Origin of the sequence: Streptomyces sp. NBC_00086, from assembly GCF_026343255.1 — a bacterium.
GTDB lineage: Bacteria > Actinomycetota > Actinomycetes > Streptomycetales > Streptomycetaceae > Streptomyces.
This window is the reverse complement of sequence record NZ_JAPELZ010000003.1, coordinates 74180-96979: the sequence shown is the minus strand read 5'-3', so window position 1 is coordinate 96979 and position 22800 is coordinate 74180. Positions and strand designations below refer to the sequence as shown.

Here is a 22800-nt window from a genome sequence, read left to right as displayed (position 1 = left end):
CCCGGTACGAGACCGAATCAGTTGGTCGGAGTGGCCAGTGCGCGCGCCACGAGGCTCTCCACGTCCATGCCGGCGATCAGGTCGACCTCCGCCTGGTCCGCCGCTCGTGTGCCGGCGGGGTCGGACTCCGCGGCGGCGAGCCCTTCGTCGGTCTCCGGGAGCAGGGCGCTCTGGAGCCGCTTGGCGAGGGCGTTGGGCGTCGGGTGGTCGAAGACGAGGGTGACGGGCAGCCTGATGCCGGTGGCCGCCGCCAGCTGGTTGCGCAGCTCGACCGCTGTGAGCGAGTCGAAGCCCAGGTCCTTGAAGGCCTGGTCGCCCTCCACCTGGTCCGCGCCGGCCAGGCCCAGGACGGCGGCCGCCTGCGCGCCGACGAGGTCCAGGAGCACCTGGAGCCGCTCGGCGCCGGGCAGCGCCGTCAGCTTCTCCAGGAGCGACTCCCCCGCGGGTGCGGCGGCCGCCTGTGCGGCGCGCCGTGAGGGGCGGACCAGTGCCCGCAGGACCGGGGGCACGGGCGTGCCCGCGGTACGGGCGCCCAGCGCGGCGAGGTCGAACCGGGCGGGGACCAGCACCGGGTGCGGCGAGCGCAGCGAGGCGTCGAAGAGGGCCATGCCCTCTTCGGCGCTCAGCGTCCGCATCCCGGTGCGGGCCATCCGCTCCTGGTCGCTCTGCGCGAGGGTGTCCTGCATGCCGCCCGACTGCTCCCACACGCCCCAGGCGAGCGAGGTGGCCGGGAGGCCCGCCTCGGCCCGGTGCCGGGCGAGGGCGTCGAGGTAGGCGTTGGCCGAGGCGTAGTTGCCCTGGCCCGCGCTGCCGACCGTACCGGCGATGGAGGAGTAGAGGACGAAGGCGGCGAGGTCGAGGCCGAGGGTGAGCTCGTGGAGGTTCCAGGCCGCGTCCACCTTGGGACGGAACACCTTCTCCAGCCGCTCCGGACTCAGCGCGGAGATCACCCCGTCGTCCAGCACACCCGCCGTGTGCACCACGGCCGTCAGCGGATGCTCTACCGGTACGGAGGCCAGCAGAGCGGCCAGCGCGTCCCGATCGGCCGCGTCACACGCCTCGATACGAACCTCGGCACCCAGCGCCACCAGCTCCTCACGGAGCTCGACGGCACCCTCCGCCGCCAGACCACGACGGCTCGTCAGGATCAGCCGCCTCACCCCGTGCACACGCACCAGATGACGCGCGGCCAGCCGGCCCAGCGTCCCCGTACCACCCGTGATCAGCGCCGTCCCCGCACGGTCCAGGGGCCGCTGCCGTTCGGCGGTGTCGGCGGAGGCGCGGACCAGCCGGGGCGCGGTGACCGCGTGGTCCCGGATGACCAGCTGGGGCTCGCCCGAGAGGGTCGCGGCCCGGGCCATCTCGCGCGGCTCCGCGCTCTCGTCGGCGTCCACGAGCACGTACTGCTCGGGGTTCTCCGACTGGGCGGAGCGGACCAGGCCCCCTATCGCGGCGGCCGCGGGGTCGGTGGCCCCGGCGACGGCGCCGCGGGTGCGCAGCACCAGCTTCGACGACTCGAGCTCGGGCGTGGCAGCCCAGGTCTGGAGCAGGTCCAGCGCACGGGCGGTCAGTTCAAGGGCCCGCGCGGGCCCGGCAGCCGCGTCCGCCCCGGTGAGGTCGGCGATGACGGCCGGGGGTACGGCCGCCCCTGCCCGCAGGGCTGCGACGAGCGCGCCGAGATCGGCGTGGTCGTCGCCCAGGACGACGGGGGCGCTCTCCCCGGAGCCGCCGGCTACGGCGACCGCCACCTGGTCCACCCGGAACAGCGCGTCGTGCAGGGCACCCTGGACCGGGGCGAAGGCTCCCGGCACGAAGGGCCGGGTGACGAGGGTGCCGACGGCGGCCACGGGGGCGCCGGTGTGGTCGGCGAGCTCCAGCGTGAGGCCGTCGGTGCCGGACCGGGCCGCGCGAACCCGCAGGGCGGAGGCGCCGGAGGCGTAGAGCGCGACGTCGTTCCAGGCGAACGGCAGCCGCAGTGCGCCTTCCTCGGCGTCCCCGCCCGTGGGGGTGAACGAGCCGGCCTGGAGGGCCGCGTCGAGGAGGGCCGGGTGGATGCCGAAGCCTTCCACCGTCACGCCCTCGGGCAGCGCCACCTCGGCGTAGACCTCGCCCTGCTCCTCGTTCGTCCAGACGGACCGCAGTCCCTGGAAGACCGGGCCGTACTCCAGCCCGGCTTCCGCCCGGCCGGTGTAGTAGCCGTCGAGGTTCACGGCCTCGGCGCCGGCCGGCGGCCAGACCGCGAAGTCGAAGGCCGGGGCCTCGTCCTGCTTGGCCAGGAAGCCGCTGACGTGCCGGGCCCAGGGGGTCTCCGGGTGCGCGTCCTGCGCCACCGAGTACAGGGCGACCGGGCGGCGGCCCAGGTCGTCGGGGGCCGAGACCGCGACCTGGATCCGTACGCCGCCGTTCTCGGGCAGAGTGAGCGGCGCCTCGATGACGATTTCCTCGATGACGCTCGTTCCGGCCTCGTCGCCGGCCCGGACGACCAGTTCGACCAGAGCGGCACCCGGTACGAGGATCGTGCCGGACACCACGTGGTCGGCCAGCCAGGGCTGGGTACGGACCGACAGCAGACCGGTACCGAGCACACCACCCGTTCCGGGCAGCGGCACCCAGGCACCGACCAGGGCGTGATCGGCCCCGGCGAGACCCAGCGAGACGGCGTCCCCGCCGGTGTCGAGCGGGCGCAGCCAGTACCAGTCGCGCTGGAAGGCGTACGTCGGCAGTTCCACCCGGCGGCCGCCCGCGGCGAGCGCGGCGAGGTCGGTGGGGGTTCCGGTGGCGAACAGCCGGCCCAGAGCGGCGATGGCGGTGCGCGCCTCGGAGACGCCGGTGCGCAGGAACGGGACGAACACCGGGTCGGTGTCCTCGGCCGCGGATTCCGCGCCCATGGCGGTGAGCACGCCGCCGGGGCCGAGCTCGAGGAAGGTGGTGACGCCCTGCTCTTGGAGGGCGGCGATACCGTCGGCGAAGCGGACGGCATCGCGGACGTGCCGCACCCAGTACTCCGGAGACAGCAGCTCCTCGGTCCCGGCGACCTTGCCCGTCACGTTGGAGACCACAGGAATCCGGGGCGCGTTGTAAGTCAGACCCGCCGCGATCTCGCGGAACTCCGCCAGCATCGGGTCCATCAGCAGCGAATGGAAAGCATGACTGACCACCAGCCGCTTCGTCTTACGACCCAGCCCGGTGAAGTGGCCGGCCACCTGCTCGGCCGCAGCCTCCTCACCGGAAACCACCACCGACGACGGACCGTTGATCGCGGCGATACCGACACCATCGACCAGGTGCGGAAGAACCTCCGCCTCCGTCGCCTGGACCGCGATCATCGCGCCACCCGAAGGCAACGCCTGCATCAAACGACCACGCGCCGCCACCAAACGCGCCGCATCCGCCAGCGACCACACCCCCGCCACATGCGCGGCAGCCAGCTCACCAATCGAATGCCCCGCCACGAAATCCGGACGCACACCCCACGACTCCGCCAGACGGAACAACGCCACCTCAACCGCGAAGAGAGCCGGCTGCGTGAACTCCGTCCGATTCAAATCCGCATCGTCCGCAGCCTCGAACACCACCCCCTTCAACGACCGGTCCAGATGCCGATCCAACTCCGCCACCACAGCATCAAAAGCTTCGGCAAACACCGGGAAAGACCCGTACAACTCACGGCCCATACCCAACCGCTGCGCACCCTGACCCGTGAACAACACCGCCAGACGACCCGACGAGGCCACCGACCCGGCCGTGTTCCCCTCGGCGACGGCCCGCAGACCAGCGATCGCCTCGACAGCACCGTCCGCGACCACCACCGCCCGATGCTCCAGCGCCGCACGCGTCGCCACCAGCGAATACGCGATGTCCTCGGCCCGGACCGCATCCTGAGCCCGGGCCTCAAGGTGATCGGCGAGCTTGCCCGCCTGCGCCTTCAGCGCCTGCGCCGACTTCGCCGACACCACGAACGGCAACGGACCCGCCACGGCCGGGGTCATGGGCTCGGGGGCCGCCTCGGCAGGAGCCTCCTCGATGACCACATGAGCGTTGGTGCCGCTCACCCCGAACGACGACACACCAGCCCGCCGCGCACGATCCTCCCGACGCGGCCACCCACGCGCCTCGGTGAGCAGCTCGACGGCGCCGGCGTCCCAGTCGACCTTGGGGGTCGGTTCCTCGATGTGCAGGGTCTTCGGCAGCACCCCGTGGCGCATGGCCTCGACCATCTTGATGACACCGGCGACACCGGCGGCCGACTGGGCGTGCCCGATGTTGGACTTCAGCGAGCCCAGCCACAGCGGCTGGTCCTCGGGCCGGTCCTGGCCGTACGTGGCGATGATCGCCTGGGCTTCGATCGGGTCGCCGAGCGCGGTGCCGGTGCCGTGCGCCTCGACCGCGTCCACGTCGGAGGCGGTCAGGCGGCCGTTGGCGAGGGCCTGGCGGATCACCCGCTGCTGCGCGGGGCCGTTGGGGGCGGTCAGGCCGTTGGAGGCTCCGTCCTGATTGACGGCGGAGCCGCGGACCACCGCGAGCACCGGGTGCCCGTTGCGACGGGCATCCGAAAGCCGCTCCAGCAGGAGCAGGCCCGCGCCCTCTGACCAGTTGGTGCCGTCGGCTCCGGCCGCGAAGGCCTTCGCGCGGCCGTCCCTGGCGAGTCCGCGCTGCCGGGAGAACTCCACGAACCCGTCGGGGGTCGCCATCACGGCGACACCGCCGGCCAGGGCCATCGAGCACTCGCCGGTGCGCAGCGACTGGGTGGCCAGGTGAATGGCGACGAGGGAGGAGGAGCAAGCCGTCTCCACCGTCACCGCGGGGCCCTCCAGGCCGAGGGTGTAGGAGACGCGGCCGGAGGTGGCGCTGCCGGAGTTGCCGATGCCGAGCATGCCCTCGACGGACGGCGGTATCCGCCCGCCCATGGGGGCGTAGTCGTGGTGCATGACGCCGGCGAAGATGCCGATGTCGCTCCCCCGCAGGCCGGTCGGGTCGATGCCGGCGTGCTCGAAGGTCTCCCAGGAGGTCTCCAGCAGGAGCCGCTGCTGCGGGTTCATGGAGAGGGCCTCGCGGGGCGAGATGCCGAAGAACGCGGCGTCGAACTCGCCGGCGTCGTGCAGGAACCCTCCGTGCCGGACGTACGAGGTGCCGGTGTGGTCGGGGTCCTCGTCGTGCAGCGCGGCGGTGTCCCAGCCGCGGTTCTCGGGGAACTCGGTGATGGCGTCGGTGCCTTCGGCGACCAGCCGCCACAGCTCCTCGGGCGAGGACACCCCGCCGGGAAGCTTGCAACCCATGCCCACGATGGCGATGGGCTCGGACCGCTCGGCCTCGACCTCGCGGAGCCGGCCGTTGGCCTTGCGCAGGTCGTTGACCGCCTTCTTGAGGTACTCGCGGAGCTTGTCCTCGTTGGTGCCGGAGGAGGCCGCCGCGCCCACGGAGCCGCCTGTGCTCGCAGTGCTGCTCATATGTCTGTCTGTCCCTTCGAATTCTGTGGAGTGCCGTCCGTTCAGGACAGACCGAGCTCGCTGTCGAGGAGTGCGAACATCTCGTCGTCGGTGACCGTGTCGAGGTCGGGTCCGGCGTCCTCGCCGGCGGGGAGGCCGTGCAGGCTCTCCCACTGGGCGCTGAGGGCCTGCAGGCGACCGGCCACCTGCGCCTGGAGGTCCCGGTCCGCGGAGGGTGCGGCGATCGCCCTTTCGAGGCGGTCGAGCTCCTCCAGGACGGAGTAGCCGCCGGTGGGCGCCTCCTCCACCGTGAGCTGCTCCTGGAGCAGCTGGACCAGGGCGGTGGGCGTCGGGTAGTCGAAGACGAGGGTGGCGGGCAGCCGTACGCCGGTCGCCTCGGTGAGGCGGTTGCGGAACTCGACCGCGGTGAGCGAGTCGAAGCCGGCGTCCTTGAAGGCACGCGTCACGTCCACCGTGGCGGGGTTGGTGACGCCGAGCACGGCCGCCACCTGGACGCGGACCAGGTCGAGCAGGAGCTGTGCCCGCTCCTGTTCCGTACGTCCGGCGAGGCGCTGGGCGAGGGTCTCGCCGGTCGGGACCGCGGCCTTGGCGGCGCGGCGGGCCGGTCGGACCAGGCCGTGCAGGATGGGCTGGACGCCCGTACCGGCGGCCTGGGCGCGCAGTTCCGCGAGGTCGAGCTTGGCCGGCATCAGGGCGGCTTCGCCGGAGTGGAGGGCCGCGTCGAAGAGGGCGAGCCCCTCCGTGTTCGGCAGGCCCAGCATGCCGCCGCGGCGGCCCCGTTCGATGTCGGCGTCGTCGAGGTGGGCGGTCATCCCGGTGGCTTCGGCCCACAGGCCCCAGGCCAGGGAGACGGCGGCCTTCCCGGTGTCCTTGCGGTACTGGGCGAGGCCGTCGAGGTAGGCGTTGGCCGAGGCGTAGTTGCCCTGGCCGGGGGTTCCGAAGACGCCGGCCGCCGAGGAGTAGAGGACGAAGGCGGCGAGGTCGAGGTCCCGGGTGAGCTCGTGGAGGTTCCAGGCCGCGTCCACCTTGGGACGGAACACCTTCTCCAGCCGCTCCGGACTCAGCGCGGAGATCACCCCGTCGTCCAGGACACCGGCCGTGTGCACCACGGCCGTCAGCGGATGCTCGACCGGTACGGAGGCCAGCAGAGCGGCCAGCGCGTCCCGATCGGCCGCGTCACACGCCTCGATACGAACCTCGGCACCCAGCGCCGCCAGCTCCTCGCGGAGCTCGACGGCACCTTCCGCTCCGAGGCCTCGGCGTCCCACCAGCAGCAGGTGCTTGACCTGGTGGGACGTGACGAGGTGACGGGCGAGCAGCGTACCGAGCGTGCCGGTGCCGCCGGTGACGAGGACGGTGCCCTGCGGGTCCAGTACGGAACCGGTGTCTTCGGCGCGCGGTTCGCGGGCCAGGCGCGGCGCGGTGGCCGCGCCGCGGCGCAGTGCCAGCTGCGGTTCGCCGGAGGCGACCGCCGCGGACAGCAGGTTCTCGGAGTCCCGGTCCAGGTCGACCAGGACGATGCGGTCCGGGTTCTCCGCCTGTGCGGAGCGGACCAGACCCCAGACCGCGGTGGCGGCCGGGTCGGTGACGTCGCGGACGGCTCCGCCGGTCGCGACGACCAGCTTGGCCCCGTCGAGCAGTGACTCGGCGGACCAGGCCTGCAGCACCGCGAGCACCCGGGCGGCCAGGGCGTGGGAGCGGGCGGCGCCCGTCCCCCCGGTGACGGTCCTGGTGTCGAGGAGGATCACCTCCGGAGCCGGGGTGCCGGAGGCCACGGCCTCGGCCAGAGCCCGGACGCAGGCGGCCTCGGAGACCAGCTCGAAGGCGGTCCGGCCGGTCTGCGGCAGGGTCACCGCGGCCCAGTCGGTCCGGTACAGCGATTCGTGGCTCTGGCCGCCGGCCGCGCCGAGCTGCCGGGTGGACACCGCCCGCATGGCGAGGGTGCCGATGGCGGCCACGGGCGCGCCGGTGTGGTCGGCGAGCTCCAGCGTGAGGCCGTCGGTGCCGGAGCGGGCCGCGCGGACCCGCAGGGCGGAGGCGCCGGAGGCGTAGAGCGCGACCTCGTTCCAGGCGAACGGCAGCCGGGTCGTGCCCTCTTCGGTCTCGCCGGTGCCGAGGAAGCTGGTGGTCTGCAGGGCCGCGTCGAGCAGGGCCGGGTGCAGGCCGAAGCCGTCGGCCTTCTGGCCGTCCGGGAGGACGACCTCGGCGTAGACCTCGTCGCCCTTGGTCCAGACGGACTGGACCCCTTGGAAGGCCGGTCCGTAGGTGTAGCCGGCGGCGAGCTGGCGCTCGTAGAAGTCGGAGACGTCCGCGGCCTCGGCGCCGGCCGGCGGCCAGACCCCGAAGTCGAAGGCCGGGGCCTCGTCCTGCTTGGCCAGGAAGCCGCTGACGTGCCGGATCCACGGCTCCTCGGGGTTCGCGTCCTGGGCCGCCGAGTAGACGGCGACCGGGCGGCGGCCCAGGTCGTCGAGGGCCGACACCGCGACCTGGATCCGTACGCCGCCCTTCTCGGGCAGCACCAGCGGGGCTTCGATGACGAGTTCGTCGATGACGCTCGTACCGGCCTCGTCACCGGCCCGGACGACCAGTTCGACCAGAGCGGCACCCGGTACGAGGATCGTGCCGGACACCACGTGGTCGGCCAGCCAGGGCTGGGTACGGACCGACAGCAGACCGGTACCGAGCACACCACCCGTTGCGGGCAGCGGCACCCAGGCACCGACCAGGGCGTGATCGGCCCCGGCGAGACCCAGCGAGGCCGCGTCGACCGTGCCGCCCCAGACCTCGGGCCAGTACCAGTCGTGCTGGAAGGCGTACGTCGGCAGTTCCACGCGGCGGGCGTCGGCGGCCAGCGCGGCGAGGGCCGGCTTCCAGTCGACGGCGCGGCCGGCGGTGTGGAGCTTGCCGAGGGCGGTCAGCGCGGCATCGGTCTCGGAGCGGCCGCGGCGCTGGAGGGTGGCGAGCTGGACGTCGGCGCCGTCCAGGATCTCCTGGGCGAGGGCCGTGAGAACCCCGTCCGGTCCGGCTTCGAGGAAGGTGGTCACGCCCTGCTCGTGCAGGGTGTGGATGCCGTCGGCGAAGCGGACGGCCTCGCGGACGTGCCGCACCCAGTACTCGGGCGAGAGCAGTTCCTCCGTGGCGGCGAGCTTGCCCGTCAGGGTGGAGACGACCGGGATGCGAGGCGCGTTGTAAGTCAGGCCCGCGGCGATCTCGCGGAACTCCGCGAGCATCGGGTCCATCAGCAGCGAATGGAAAGCGTGGCTGACCACCAGCCGCTTCGTCTTACGACCCAGTCCGGTGAAGTGGCCGGCGACCTCCTCGGCCGCGTCAGCCTCACCGGACACGACCACGGAGGCCGGACCGTTGATCGCGGCGATACCGACACCATCGACCAGGTGCGGAAGGACCTCCGCCTCCGTCGCCTGGACCGCGATCATCGCGCCACCCGAAGGCAACGCCTGCATCAAACGACCACGCGCCGCCACCAAACGCGCCGCATCCGCCAGCGACCACACCCCCGCCACATGCGCGGCAGCCAGCTCACCAATCGAATGCCCCGCCACGAAATCCGGACGCACACCCCACGACTCCGCCAGACGGAACAACGCCACCTCAACCGCGAAGAGAGCCGGCTGCGTGAACTCCGTCCGATTCAGATCCGCATCGTCCGCAGCCTCGAACACCACCCCCTTCAACGACCGGTCCAGATGCCGGTCCAACTCCGCCACCACAGCATCAAACGCTTCGGCGAACACCGGGAAAGACCCGTACAACTCACGGCCCATACCCAACCGCTGCGCACCCTGACCCGTGAACAACACCGCCAGACGACCGCCCGAGACGGAGGCGACGTCATCGCCGTCGGCCAGCGCCCGCAGGCTCGCTGCCGCGTCCTGCGCGCCGGCGGCGACGACCACGGCGCGGTGCTCCAGCGCCGCACGGCTCGTCACCAGGGAGTACGCGATGTCCTCGGCACGGACCGCGTCCTGGTCCCGGGCCTCTAGGTGGTCGGCGAGCTTGTGCGCCTGCGCCCTCAGCGCCTGCGCCGACTTCGCCGACACCACGAACGGCAACGGACCCGAGAAGGCCGGGGCCATGGGCTCGGGGGCCGCCTCGGCGGGCGCCTCCTCGATGACCACGTGGGCGTTGGTGCCGCTGACCCCGAAGGAGGAGACGCCGACGCGACGCGGACGCTCCGAGCGCGGCCAGGCGCGCGCCTCGGTCAGGAGCTCCACCGCACCCGACTCCCAGTCGACCTTGGGGGTCGGGGCGTCCACGTGCAGCGTCTTGGGCAGCAGGTCGTTCTGCAGCGCCATGACCATCTTGATGATGCTGGCGACGCCGGCCGCGCCTTGCGAGTGGCCCATGTTGGACTTCAGCGAGCCGAGCCACAGCGGGTCCAGCTCCCCGCGGTTCTGACCGTAGGTGGCCAGGATGGCCTGGGCCTCGATCGGGTCGCCGAGCGCGGTGCCGGTGCCGTGCGCCTCGACCGCGTCCACGTCCTGCGGGGTCAGGCCGCCGTTGGCGAGGGCCTGCTGGATGACGCGCTGCTGCGCGGGGCCGTTCGGGGCCGTGAGCCCGTTGGAGGCTCCGTCCTGGTTGACGGCGGAGCCGCGGACCACCGCGAGCACCGGGTGCCCGTTGCGGCGGGCGTCCGACAGCTTCTCCACCAGGAGTACGCCCACGCCCTCGGCCCAGGCGGTGCCGTCGGCACCGGCCGAGAAGGCCTTGACCTTGCCGTCACGGGCCAGCCCGCGCTGGCGGGAGAACTCCACGTAGGTGTCCGGGGTCGCCATGACCATCGCGCCGCTGGCCAGGGCCATCGTGCATTCGCCGGTCCGCAGGGCCTGGACGGCCATGTGCAGGGCCACCAGGGAGGAGGAGCAGGCCGTGTCGATGCTGAGCGAGGGCCCTTCCAGGCCGAGCGTGTAGGAGACGCGGCCGGAGGCCACGCTGCCCGCGGTGCCGGTCAGGCGCAGGCCCTGGAGTTCTGCGGGGGCCTGCTGCAGCCGGACGGTGTAGTCGTGGCTGATGATGCCGGTGAAGACGCCGGTGTCGCTGCCGCGGAGCTCGGCCGGGTCGATGCCGGCGCGCTCCAGGGTCTCCCAGGAGGTCTCCAGCAGCAGCCGCTGCTGCGGGTCCATCGCGAGGGCCTCGCGCGGCGAGATCCCGAAGAAGCCCGCGTCGAACTCGCCGACGTCGTGGAGGAAGGCGCCCCGGTCGACGTACACCTTGTCGATGGCTTCCGGGTCCGGGTCGAAGAGGTTGTCCAGGTCCCAGCCGCGGTTGTCGGGGAAGCCGCCCATGGCGTCGACGCCGTCGGCGACCAACTGCCACAGGCCCTCGGGGCTGGTGACGCCCGCCGGGAAGCGGCAGGCCATGGACACGATGACGATCGGGTCGTCGTCCCCGTCGGCGGTGGCGGAGGTGGTGACCTCCTGGGCGGTGATCACCGGCTGGTCGCCGAGACCCAGTTCGGTACGGAGGTGGCGGGCCAGGGCCAGCGGTGTCGGGTAGTCGAAGACCACGGTCGCCGACAGCCGGACGCCGGAGGCGGCGGACAGCCTGTTGCGCAGTTCGACGGAGGTCAGCGAGTCGAAGCCGGCGTCCTTGAAAGCACGCTCGCCGTCGACGGTGTGCGCGCCGGAGTGGCCGAGCACGGTCGCCGCCTGCCCGCGGACCAGTTCCAGCAGGAGGCGTTCCTGCTCCTCCAGCGGCAGTCCGGTGAGCTCCTGCACGAGGGAACCCGCGGGCACCGCGCCGGCCTTGGCCGCCTGGCGGGTCCGGCGGACCAGGCCCTGCAGGAGTACGGGGACCGGGTCGTCGGCGGACCGGGCGCGGAGGGCCGGGAGGTCCAGCCGGGCCGGGACGAGAGCGCCTTCGGCGGAGTCCAGTGCGGCATCGAAGAGCGCGTTGCCGATCTCGGCGGTGATGCCGAGCATGCCGTCGCGCTTGTTGCGCTGAAGGGCGGCTCCGTCGAGGCTCTCCGTCATGGTGCTGGTCTCGGACCAGAAGCCCCAGGCCAGCGAGGTGGCGGTGAGTCCGAGGTCCCGGCGGTGGCGGGCGAGGCCGTCGAGGAAGCCGTTGGCGGCCGCGTAGTTGCCCTGGCCGGGGTTTCCGAAGACGTTCGCGGCGGAGGAGTAGAGGACGAAGGCGGCGAGGTCGAGGTCCCGGGTGAGCTCGTGGAGGTTCCAGGCCGCGTCCACCTTGGGACGGAACACCTTCTCCAGCCGCTCCGGACTCAGAGCGGAGATCACCCCGTCGTCCAGCACACCCGCCGTGTGCACCACGGCCGTCAGCGGATGCTCGACCGGTACGGAGGCCAGCAGAGCGGCCAGCGCGTCCCGATCGGCCGCGTCACACGCCTCGATACGAACCTCGGCACCCAGCGCCACCAGCTCCTCACGGAGCTCGACGGCACCCTCCGCCGCCAGACCACGACGGCTCGTCAGTATCAACCGCCTCACCCCGTGCACACGCACCAGATGACGCGCGGCCAGCCGGCCCAGCGTCCCCGTACCACCCGTGATCAGCGCCGTCCCCGCACGGTCCAGGGCGCGCGGGACGGTGAGGGCCACCTTGCCGATGTGGCGGGCCTGGCTGACGAAACGGAAGGCCTCCGGGGCCTTGCGGACGTCCCACACCTTGACCGGCAGCGGCTTGAGGGAGCCCGCCTCGAAGAGGTCGACCAGTTCGGAGAGGATCTCCTGGACCCGGTCCGGTCCCGCCTCGACCAGGTCGAACGCCTGGTAGGCGACGCCCGGGTGGGCGGCGGCGACCTCCTGCGGCTCGCGGATGTCGGTCTTGCCCATCTCCAGGAACCGGCCGCCGCGCGGGAGCAGTTCGAGGGAGGCGTCGACGAACTCGTGGGCGAGTGCGTCGAGGACCACGTCCACGCCCCGGCCGTCGGTGGCGGCGAGGAAGCGCTCCTTGAACTCCAGGGTGCGGGAGTTGCCGAGGTGCGCCTCGTCCAGGCCGCCTGCCCGCAGGGCGTCCCACTTGCCGGGGCTGGCGGTGCCGAAGACCTCGGCACCGAAGTGGCGGGCGAGCTGGACGGCGGCCATGCCCACGCCACCGGCGGCGGCGTGCACGAGCACGCTCTCGCCGGCGCTGAGCCCGGCCCGGTCGAACAGGCCGTAGAAGGCGGTGGTGAAGACGATCGGGACGGTGGCGGCCTGCTCGTAGGTCCAGCCGGCCGGGATCCGTACCAGGTGGCGGTGGTCGGCCAGGGCCTGCGGGCCGAAGCCGTCGCGCAGCAGGCCCATCACGCGGTCGCCGGGGGCGAGGGAGGTGACGCCGGGACCGGTCTCCAGGACCACGCCGGCGCCTTCCCCGCCGAAGTGGGCCTTGCCCGGGTACATGCCGAGCGCGATGAGGACGTCGCGGAAGTTCAGGCCCGCGGCGCGGACCGCGATGCGGACCTGGCCCTCGACGAGCGGCTCGTCCAGCTCGGGGCTGTGCAGCAGCGCCAGGTTCTCCAGGGTGCCGGCGGCGGTGACGTCCAGGTGCCAGGTGTCCGTGTCCGCGGGGACGGGCAGTACGCCACCGCCGCCGGCGCGGGCGAGCCGGGGCACGGTGGCGAGGCCGGCGCGCAGGGCGAGCTGTGGTTCGCCGGTGGCGAGGGCCGCGGCGAGCACGGCGCGCGAGGCCGGGTCCTCGTCGAGGGCGACGAGGACGATGGAGTCGGGGTTCTCGGACTGCGCGGAGCGCACCAGGCCCCAGACGGCGGAGGCGGCGGCGTCCGCGACGGGGTCGCGGGTGAGCACGGCGAGGCGGACGTCCTCGGCGGTCCGGTCCTGGAGGGCGGCGAGCGCCCGGGCCGTCAGCTCGCGGACCCCTTCGGGGCCGGCGGCGACGGGCTCGGAGATGTCCGCGAGGACGAAGCCGGTGAGGTCTTCGGCGCCGGCTCCGGGCAGCTCCAGCGGGGTCCACTCCACCTGGAAGAGGGAGTCGTGGAGCGGGGTGCGGACCGTGCCCAGCTGGTCGGTGGAGACGGGGCGCAGCACCATGGAGCCGATGGTGGCGACCGGCGCACCGGTCTGGTCGGCCAGTTCCAGTGCGACCCCGTTGGAGCCGGCGGGGACGGCGCGGACGCGCAGCGCGGAGGCGCCGGAGGCGTGTACGGCGACCTCGTTCCAGGCGAAGGGGAGCCTGGTCTGCCCGGCGTCGGCTTCCTGGCCGGGGCAGAAGGTGCTGGACTGCAGGGCGGCGTCGAGCAGGGCGGGGTGCAGGCCGAAGCGTTCGGCTTCGCCTCCGTCGGGCAGGACGATCTCGGCGAAGACCTCCTCGCCGCGCCGCCAGGCGTGCCGTACGCCCTGGAAGACCGGGCCGTACTCCAGTCCGGCGGCGGCCCGCCCCTCGTAGAAGCCGTCGAGGTCGATCTTCTCCACGCCGGCCGGGGGCCAGGAGGTGAAGTCGAACTCCTGGGCCGCGGGGGTGTTCTCGGAGAGGGTGCCGGTGACGTGGCGGGTCCAGGGGAATTCGGGTGCGGCGTCCTGAGCGGCCGAGTAGAGGCTGACGGCGCGCCGTCCGTCGACGGCGCCCGCGACGACGACCTGGATGCGGACGCCGCCCTTCTCGGGCAGGACGAGCGGGGTCTCGATGACGAGTTCGTCGAGGAGGTTCGCGCCGACCTCGTCGCCGGCCCGTACGACCAGTTCGACCAGGGCGGCGCCGGGTACGAGGATCGTGCCGGAGACGGCGTGGTCGGCGAGCCAGGGCTGGGTGCGGACGGACAGCAGACCGGTGGCGAGGACGCCGCCGGAGTCGGGGAGACGGGTCACCGCGCCGAGCAGCGGGTGCTCGGCGCCGGCGAGGCCCGCGCCCGAGACGTCGCCGGCGCCTGCCCCGGCAGCCTCTTCGAGCCAGAAGCGCTCGCGCTGGAAGGCGTACGTGGGCAGTTCCACGCGGCGGGCGCCGGTGGCGGCGAACACGGAGTCCCAGTCGAGGGTGACGCCGGCGGTGTGCAGCGCGCCGAGGGCGGTCAGTGCCGTACCGGTCTCGGAGCGGCCGCGGCGCTGGAGGGTGGCGAGCTGGACGTCGGCGCCGTCCAGGATCTCCTGGGCGAGGGCCGTGAGGACCCCGTCCGGTCCGGCCTCCAGGAAGGTGGTCACGCCCTGCTCCTGGAGGGCGGAGATGCCGTCGGCGAAGCGGACGGCATCGCGGACGTGCCGCACCCAGTACTCCGGAGACAGCAGCTCCTCGGTCCCGGCGACCTTGCCCGTCACGTTGGAGACCACAGGAATCCGGGGCGCGTTGTAAGTCAGACCCGCGGCGATCTCGCGGAACTCCGCGAGCATCGGGTCCATCAGCAGCGAATGGAAAGCATGACTGACCACCAGCCGCTTCGTCTTACGACCCAGCCCGGTGAAGTGGCCGGCCACCTGCTCGGCCGCAGCCTCCTCACCGGAAACCACCACCGACGACGGACCGTTGATCGCGGCGATACCGACACCATCGACCAGGTGCGGAAGAACCTCCGCCTCCGTCGCCTGGACCGCGATCATCGCGCCACCCGAAGGCAACGCCTGCATCAAACGACCACGCGCCGCCACCAAACGCGCCGCATCCGCCAGCGACCACACCCCCGCCACATGCGCGGCAGCCAGCTCACCAATCGAATGCCCCGCCACGAAATCCGGACGCACACCCCACGACTCCGCCAGACGGAACAACGCCACCTCAACCGCGAAGAGAGCCGGCTGCGTGAACTCCGTCCGGTTCAGATCCGCATCGTCCGCAGCCTCGAACACCACCCCCTTCAACGACCGGTCCAGATGCCGGTCCAACTCCGCCACCACAGCATCAAAGGCTTCGGCGAACACCGGGAAAGACCCGTACAACTCACGGCCCATACCCAACCGCTGCGCACCCTGACCCGTGAACAACACCGCCAGACGACCCGACGAGGCCACCGACCCGGCCGTGCTCCCCTCGGCGACGGCGCGCAGACCAGCGATCGCCTCGACGGCACCGTCCGCGACCACCACCGCCCGATGCTCCAGCGCCGCACGCGTCGCCACCAGGGAGTACGCGATGTCCTCGGCCCGGACCGCGTCCTGGTCCCGGGCCTCAAGGTGGTCGGCGAGCTTGTGCGCCTGCGCCCTCAGCGCCTGCGCCGACTTCGCCGACACCACGAACGGCAACGGACCCGAGAAGCCCGTGGCCCGCTCGACGGGCTCCTCCGCGGGAGCCTCCTCGATCACCACATGAGCGTTGGTGCCGCTCACCCCGAACGACGACACACCAGCCCGCCGCGCACGATCCTCACGCCGCGGCCACCCACGCGCCTCGGTCAGCAACTCCACCGCGCCCGCGGACCACTCGACGTGCGGGGTGGGCTCGTCTATGTGGAGGGTCTTGGGGATCTCCTCGTTCTGGAGGGCCATGACCATCTTGATGACGCCGGCGACGCCGGCCGACGACTGGGCGTGCCCGATGTTGGACTTCAGGGAGCCGAGCCACAGCGGGTCGCGCTCGCCGCGGTTCTGCCCGTAGGTGGCCAGGATGGCCTGGGCTTCGATCGGGTCGCCGAGGACCGTGCCCGTACCGTGCGCCTCGACGGTGTCCACGTCCGCCGTGGTGAGGCGGGCATTGGCCAGTGCCTGGCGGATCACCCGCTCCTGAGACGGGCCGTTGGGCGCCGTCAGGCCATTAGAGGCTCCGTCCTGATTGACGGCGGAGCCGCGGACCACCGCGAGCACCGGGTGCCCGTTGCGGCGGGCATCCGAAAGCCGCTCCAGCAGGACGACGGCGACGCCCTCGGCCCAGGCGGTGCCGTCGGCGCCCGAGGAGAAGGCCTTCGCGCGGCCGTCCTCGGCGAGTCCGCGCTGCCGGGAGAACTCCACGAACACGCCCGGGGTCGCCATCACGGCGGCGCCGCCCGCGAGCGCCATGGAGCATTCGCCCTGGCGCAGCGACTGGGTGGCGAGGTGCAGGGCGACCAGGGAAGAGGAGCAGGCGGTGTCGACGGTGACGGCCGGACCCTCCAGACCGAGGGTGTAGGAGACGCGGCCGGAGGCCACGCTGCCCGCGGTGCCGATTCCGAGGTAGCCCTCGGTGCCTTCGGGAACCTGCTGGATGTTGCTCGCGTAGTCGTGGTGCATCACGCCGCTGAACACGCCGATGTGGGAACCGCCGAGCGAGGTGGGGTCGATGCCGGCGCGCTCGACGGTCTCCCAGGAGGTCTCCAGCAGGAGCCGCTGCTGCGGGTCCATGGCGATGGCCTCGCGGGGCGAGATCCCGAAGAACGCGGCGTCGAAGTCGGCCACCTCCGGCAGGAAGCCGCCGTGCCGGGTGTACGAGGTGCCCGGGTTGGCGGGGTCCGGGTGGTAGAGGCGTTCCAGGTCCCAGCCGCGGTTGTCGGGGAACTCGGTGACGGCGTCGGTGCCTTCGGCGACCAGCCGCCACAGCTCCTCGGGCGAGGACACCCCGCCGGGAAGCTTGCAACCCATGCCCACGATGGCGATGGGCTCGTCGGAGACCGTCGGCTCGGGGTAGTCCACGGCGGGCTCGCCGGCAGCGCTGCCGAACAGCCGCTTGCGCAGGTACGCGGCGACGGCCGCGGGCTTGGGGTGGTCGAAGGCCAGGGTGACCGGGAGCCGGAGGCCCGACTCCTCGGTGAGGCGGTTGCGCAGCTCGACAGCGGTGGCCGAGGTGAAGCCGAGCTCCTTGAAGCTGCGGCTGGTGTCGAAGGAGGTCAGCCCGGTGATGGTGCGGACCTGCGCGGCGACGAGTTCGGTCAGGAGCCGGTCCTGCTCGGCCTCCGAGATGCCCTCGAAGCGGGCCTTGAAGGCCTGTGAGTGGTCCTCGTCGGGGGCCGCGGCCGCCCGTCGCGGAGTGTCGATCAGGTCGGCCAGCAGCGCCGGGACCTCCCCTTCGGGCAGGGCCGAGGTGTCGGGGCGTACGGCGGTCAGCTGCGCCTGCGCGACCGTGTGCGCGGCGTCGAACATGGCCAGGGTCTCCTGCGTGGACAGCATGCCGGCACCCGTGGGCCAGGCGTGGCCGGGGGCGCTGGCGGCGGCGCCGTCCCAGGGGCCCAGCGCGAAGGAGAGCGCGGGCAGGCCCAGCGCGTGGCGGTGGCCGGCGATCGCGTCGAGGCCGGCGGCGGCCGCCGCGGCGGCGCCGTGGCCGGGGGTGCCGAGGATGCCGTCGGCCGTGGGGACCAGGATGAACGTCGCGAGCGTGGAGTCCTTGGTGAGCTCGTGCAGGTTCACTGCACCCTGGAGCGCGAGGTGGCGTCCCTGGGCGCTGCCGAGGTCCTCCCGGCCCGCGGTGTGCACGACGGCGGTGAGCGGATGCGCGGTCTTGGCGAGGAGCTTGGTGAGCGCCTTGCGGTCGGCGACGTCGCAGGCCTCCAGGCGGATCTCGGCGCCTGCGCGGGCCAGTTCGGCCTGCAGGGCGGCGGCGGCCGGGTCGTTGCGGCCGCCCTTGCTGACCAGGAGCACCCGGCGGGCGTCGTACACCTCGACGAGGTGGCGGGCGATGCTCTCGGCTGCGAGGCCGTCGGCGCCGGTCAGCAGGACGGTGCCGGTGACGTCGGGGACCGAGGTCCCGCCGGTGGACCGGCTGCCCGCGGCCGAGGCGGAGGCCCGTACGAGCCGGGGGCGGAGCACGACACCGTCGCGGATCGCGGACTGCGGCTCCTGCGAGGCGAAGGCGGCGCAGAGGGCGGCGGCGGTGCGGGGGTCGTCGAGCTCCTCGTCGGCGCCGAGGTCGGTCAGCAGGAACCGGTCCGGGTGCTCGGCCTGGTAGGAGCGGACCAGGCCCCAGACGGCGGCGTGGGCCATCCCGTCCAGGTCGTCGTCGGGTCCGGTGGCGACGGCGTCGCAGGTGGCGATGACGAGCGGCACCAGGGCGGTGCGCTCCTCGGCCAGCCAGCCGTCCAGGCCGCGGGCCACCCGCCCCACGAGGGCCTCGACCGCGTCGGCGCGGCGGGGGCCGGCGCTCTCGTCGGTCTCGCCGAGCAGCAGCAGCGCGACGTCGGGGGCGGCGGCGCCCTCGGCGAGCCCCTCGACGAGCGAGTCGAGGGCGTCGACACCGGCGAGGCCGTCCACGTCGGCGAGGCCCGCGAGGCCGCCGAGCGCGAGGTGGGTGTCGACGGTGTTGCCGAGGTCCTCCAGGGCGCCGGTCAGGCCGCTGCCGTAGATGTCGCCGGCCGCGGCCCAGTGGCCCGGGACCACCTGCGGGGCGGACACGGACGGCAGGGGCAGCCAGTCGGTGCGGAAGAGCGATTCGTAGCGGCCGTCGCCCGAGGCGCGCAGTCGGGCGGGGCGCTCCAGCAGGACGTGGCGCATGATCTTCCCGGAGGCGGTCCGCGGGATGCGGTCGATCTCGTAGAGCTCCTCGGGGATCTTGTAGTACGCCAGGTGCTCGCGGCAGGCGTCGAAGAGGCGCTCCAGGTCGAGTCCCTGGGGGCCCGGGACGAGGAAGGCCACCGGGACCTCCCCGAGCACCCGGTGCGCCTTGCCCGCGACGGCGACGTCGGCGACGCCCGGCACCCCGCGCAGCACTTCCTCGACCTCGCCCGGGTGGATGTTCTCGCCGCCCCGGATGACCAGTTCCTTGATGCGGCCGGTCACGGTGAAGTAGCCCTGCTCGTCGCGGCGGGCGAGGTCGCCGGTGCGGAACCAGCCGTCGGTGACGGCGGCGGCGGTGGCCTCGGGCTGGTTGTGGTAGCCGACCATGACGCTGGCGCCCTTGACCCAGACCTCGCCCTCCTCGCCGGTGGCGACGTCCGCACCGGTCTCGGGGTGGACCAGGCGTACGCCGAGGCCGGGGACGGGGAGGCCGCAGGAACCCTCGACCCGGGCGCCGGTGGGCCAGTTGATGGTGATGGAACCGCAGGTCTCGGTCGAGCCGTAGGCGTCGAGCAGCGGGGCCCCGAAGACCTCTTCGAAGGACCGGCGCAGCTCGGCCGTGGTGATGGCGCCGCCGACCAGGCACATGCGCAGATCGGGGGCACTGAACCCGCGCTCCTTGGCGGCCTGGACGAGGTAGTGGTACATCGTCGGCACACCGGCGAGGAACGTGGCCTTCTCTTCCTTGACGGCGTCGAGGATCTCGTCGGAGGAGAAGCCGTCGACGAGGCGGGCGGTGGCTCCGACGGCGGTGACGGTGAGCACGCAGACGATGTGCGCGAGGCTGTGGAAGAGCGGCAGGGGCCAGACGACCCGGTCCTGCTCGGTCATGCCGGGGATCGGCGCGTAGCAGGCGGCCACGGACGTCAGGCAGTTGCGCTGGGTGGAGAGGACGCCCTTGGGCTTGCCGGTGGTGCCCGAGGTGTAGAGCATCCAGGCGACGTCGTCGAGCCCGAGGTCGTCGCGGGCGGGCTCGGCGGGCTCGGTGGCGGCCAGCACGTCGTAGGAGACGGTGCCCGCGGGGGCCCCGGCCGGGATCCCCTCGTCGCCGGTGACGATCACCCGGATGTGCGGGCGGTCCTGGAGGAGGCGGGCGACGAGCTCGATCCGGGAGGGCTCGGTGATGACGACGCGGGCGCCGCTGTCCTCCAGCAGGTAGGAGAGCTCGGACTCGGTGAGGCGGGGGTTGAGCGGCACGCCCACGCCGGCTGCCCGGGTGATCGCGAGGTAGCTTTCGACGAATTCCACGCTGTTGCCGTGCAGGATCGCGGCCCGGTCACCCGGCTGCAGACGCAGGCCGGCGAGATGGCCGGCCAGTCTGCGGGTGCGTGCCTCCAGTTCGGCATGGCTCACGCTCCGCCGCGCATCGCGGTAGGCGGCCTTGGCCCCGAAGCGATCGGCGTTCGCCCTCAGCAGCTCGGGCAGCGGCCGGATCAATTCGGTTCGCAGCATGGCGGACACCCTTCGTCAATAGAAACTCGCGATGCGGAGGTAAACAGCCTCACATTCACAGCCGCCGACGGCACCACTATCACCCCCCCTATATGGGCCCTGTATTGACGACCGCAGGGCATCGGGGGTAGGGGTGTGGGGTTCAATGCGAAGGTAATTCCAGGCCCTCTATTCCACCGGAGGAACTCGATGGAAAATTCGGTAAGGTCCGATCCGGGGATTTCCGGAAGAACCAGGCTGTTCGCCGTTCTCGGCGATCCCGTGGAACAGGTCCGGGCCCCGCACCTGCTCAATCCGCTCTTCTCCTCGCTCGGAATCGACGCCGTACTGGTTCCGGTGCACGCACCGGTCGGGCATCTGGGCGAGGTGGTGCGCGGACTGCAGCGCGCCCGCAACGTGGACGGGCTCCTGGTGACCGTCCCGCACAAGGACGCGGTACGGCAGTTCGCCGACGTGCACAGCCCCGCCGTGGAACTGGCGGGCAGCTCCAACGCGCTGCGGCGCGGCGCGGACGGCCTCTGGTACGCCGAGAACTTCGACGGCGCCGGATTCGTGGCCGGTCTGGAGGCGGCCGGCCACGCGCCCACGGGCCGACGGGCGGCCCTGGTGGGCGCGGGCGGCGCGGGGGGCGCGATCGCCGCGGCGCTGACGATCGCCGGCGTGGAGCGGCTGGAGGTGTTCGACACGGATGCGAGGCGGGTGCAGACGGTCGTGGACCGGATGTCGCGGTACGCGCCGGGGCGGGTCGCCGCCGGTACGCCGGCCGGACTGGGCGCGGCGGAACTCGTGGTCAACGCGACGCCGATGGGGCTGCGGGCGGACGATCCGCTGCCCTTCGACCCGGAAGCGCTGGCGGACGGGGCGGTGGTCGCGGACATCATCATGAAGCCGAGGGAGACGCGGCTGCTGCGGGCGGCCGCCGCACGGGGCCTGCCGGTGCACCACGGGCACCACATGCTGGCGCACCAGCTGGAGATGTACCTGGACTTCTTCGGGCTGCGCCGCCCGGCCCTCTCCGGCATCACGGCCCACGGCACCTGAAACCCGGTGGGCACCGCCCGGTTCGCGGGCAGTGCCCGCCGGGTTCCCGGCGCGTGGCCGGGTGCTCCTTACCCTGCGCGCATGAATCCGACCATCGGCGACGCGGCGACGGCAGGGCTGGCCCCCGTACCGCGGTTCCCCGAAGACATTGACGCCAAGGTGGCCGCCGCGCTGGCCCGGCCTGCCGCCCAGCAGCCCGAGTGGCCCGACCCCCGGATCGCCTCGGCCGCGCGGGACACCCTGACGAAGCTGCCGCCCCTGGTCGTTCCGGGCGAGGTGGACCGGCTCCAAGGCCTGCTTTCCGAGGTGGCCCGCGGGCGGGCGTTCCTGCTGCAGGCCGGGGACTGCGCGGAGACCTTCGCGGGCAACACCGAGTCCCACGTCACCGCGAACATCCGCACCCTGCTGCAGATGGCCGTCGTCCTGACCTACGCGGCCAGTGTTCCGGTGGTCAAGGTCGGCCGGATCGCCGGCCAGTACGCCAAGCCGCGGTCCAACTCCACCGACGCGCTCGACCTGCCCGTCTACCGGGGCGACATCGTCAACTCCCTGGAGCCGACGCCCGGCGCGCGGGTGCCCGACCCCGACCGGATGCTGCGCGCGTACGCCAACTCGGCCTCCTCCCTCAACCTGGTCCGCGCGATGGCCGGCTCCGACCTCGCCGACCTGCGCCACGTCCACGACTGGAACCGGGACTTCGTCCGCACCTCGCCGGCCGGCGAGCGCTACGAGGCCCTGGCCGCCGAGATCGACCGCGGCCTGGCATTCGTCTCCGCCGCCAGCGCCGACCACAACTCGCTGCACACCACGGACATCTACTCCAGCCACGAGGCACTGCTCTTGGAGTACGAGGACGGCCTGCTGCGCTGGGCGGCCTCGGCGCAGGGCGAGCGGCGGCTGTACGGTCTGTCCTCGCACTTCCTGTGGATCGGCGAGCGCACCCGGCAGCTGGACGGCGCCCATGTCGCCCTCGCCTCCATGCTCGCGAACCCGATCGGCCTGAAGCTCGGCCCGGGCACCACCCCGGAGCAGGCCGTCGAGTACGTGGAGCGGCTCGACCCGCACAACGTCCCGGGCCGGCTCACGCTCATCACCCGGATGGGCAACGGGAAGGTCCGCGACGTGCTGCCGGCGATCGTGGAGAAGGTCGAGGCCTCCGGCCACCAGGTCGTCTGGCAGTGCGACCCCATGCACGGCAACACCCACGAGGCCGCCAGCGGCTACAAGACCCGCCACTTCGACCGGATCCTCGACGAGGTCAAGGGCTTCTTCGAGGTGCATCACGCGCTGGGCAGCCACCCGGGCGGTCTGCACATCGAGCTCACCGGCGACGACGTCACCGAGTGCCTGGGCGGCGCGCAGGAGATCGACGAGGAGGCCCTGGCGCAGCGCTACGAGACCACCTGCGATCCGCGGCTCAACCCGCAGCAGTCGGTGGAACTGGCCTTCCTCGTCGCCGAGATGCTCCAGGCCTGACGCACCCCTTCGGAAAACGGGAGAGG

At 72.8% G+C, this 22800-nt stretch carries 4 protein-coding genes; 2 read left to right on the top strand and 2 right to left on the bottom strand.

Going from position 1 to position 22800, the window contains the following annotated elements:
* Positions 1–17: 17 nt before the first annotated feature.
* Both OG276_RS39160 and OG276_RS39155 read right to left on the bottom strand, forming a co-directional pair.
* Positions 18–5447, bottom strand: coding sequence for a type I polyketide synthase (locus OG276_RS39160; RefSeq protein ID WP_266914331.1), 5430 nt, complete (start codon positions 5445–5447; stop codon positions 18–20).
* Positions 5448–5488: 41 nt separating this feature from the next.
* Positions 5489–20257, bottom strand: a complete 14769-nt coding sequence (locus OG276_RS39155) for a type I polyketide synthase (protein WP_266914329.1) — start codon at positions 20255–20257, stop codon at positions 5489–5491.
* Between the two features lie 189 nt (positions 20258–20446).
* Between OG276_RS39155 and OG276_RS39150 the strand changes: the two genes are divergently transcribed.
* Positions 20447–21298 (top strand): shikimate dehydrogenase, encoded by an 852-nt coding sequence (locus OG276_RS39150; protein ID WP_266914327.1) that lies wholly within the window; start codon positions 20447–20449, stop codon positions 21296–21298.
* 81 nt (positions 21299–21379) lie between these two features.
* Positions 21380–22774, top strand: a complete 1395-nt coding sequence (locus OG276_RS39145) for a class II 3-deoxy-7-phosphoheptulonate synthase (RefSeq protein ID WP_266914325.1) — start codon at positions 21380–21382, stop codon at positions 22772–22774.
* Positions 22775–22800: the final 26 nt, after the last annotated feature.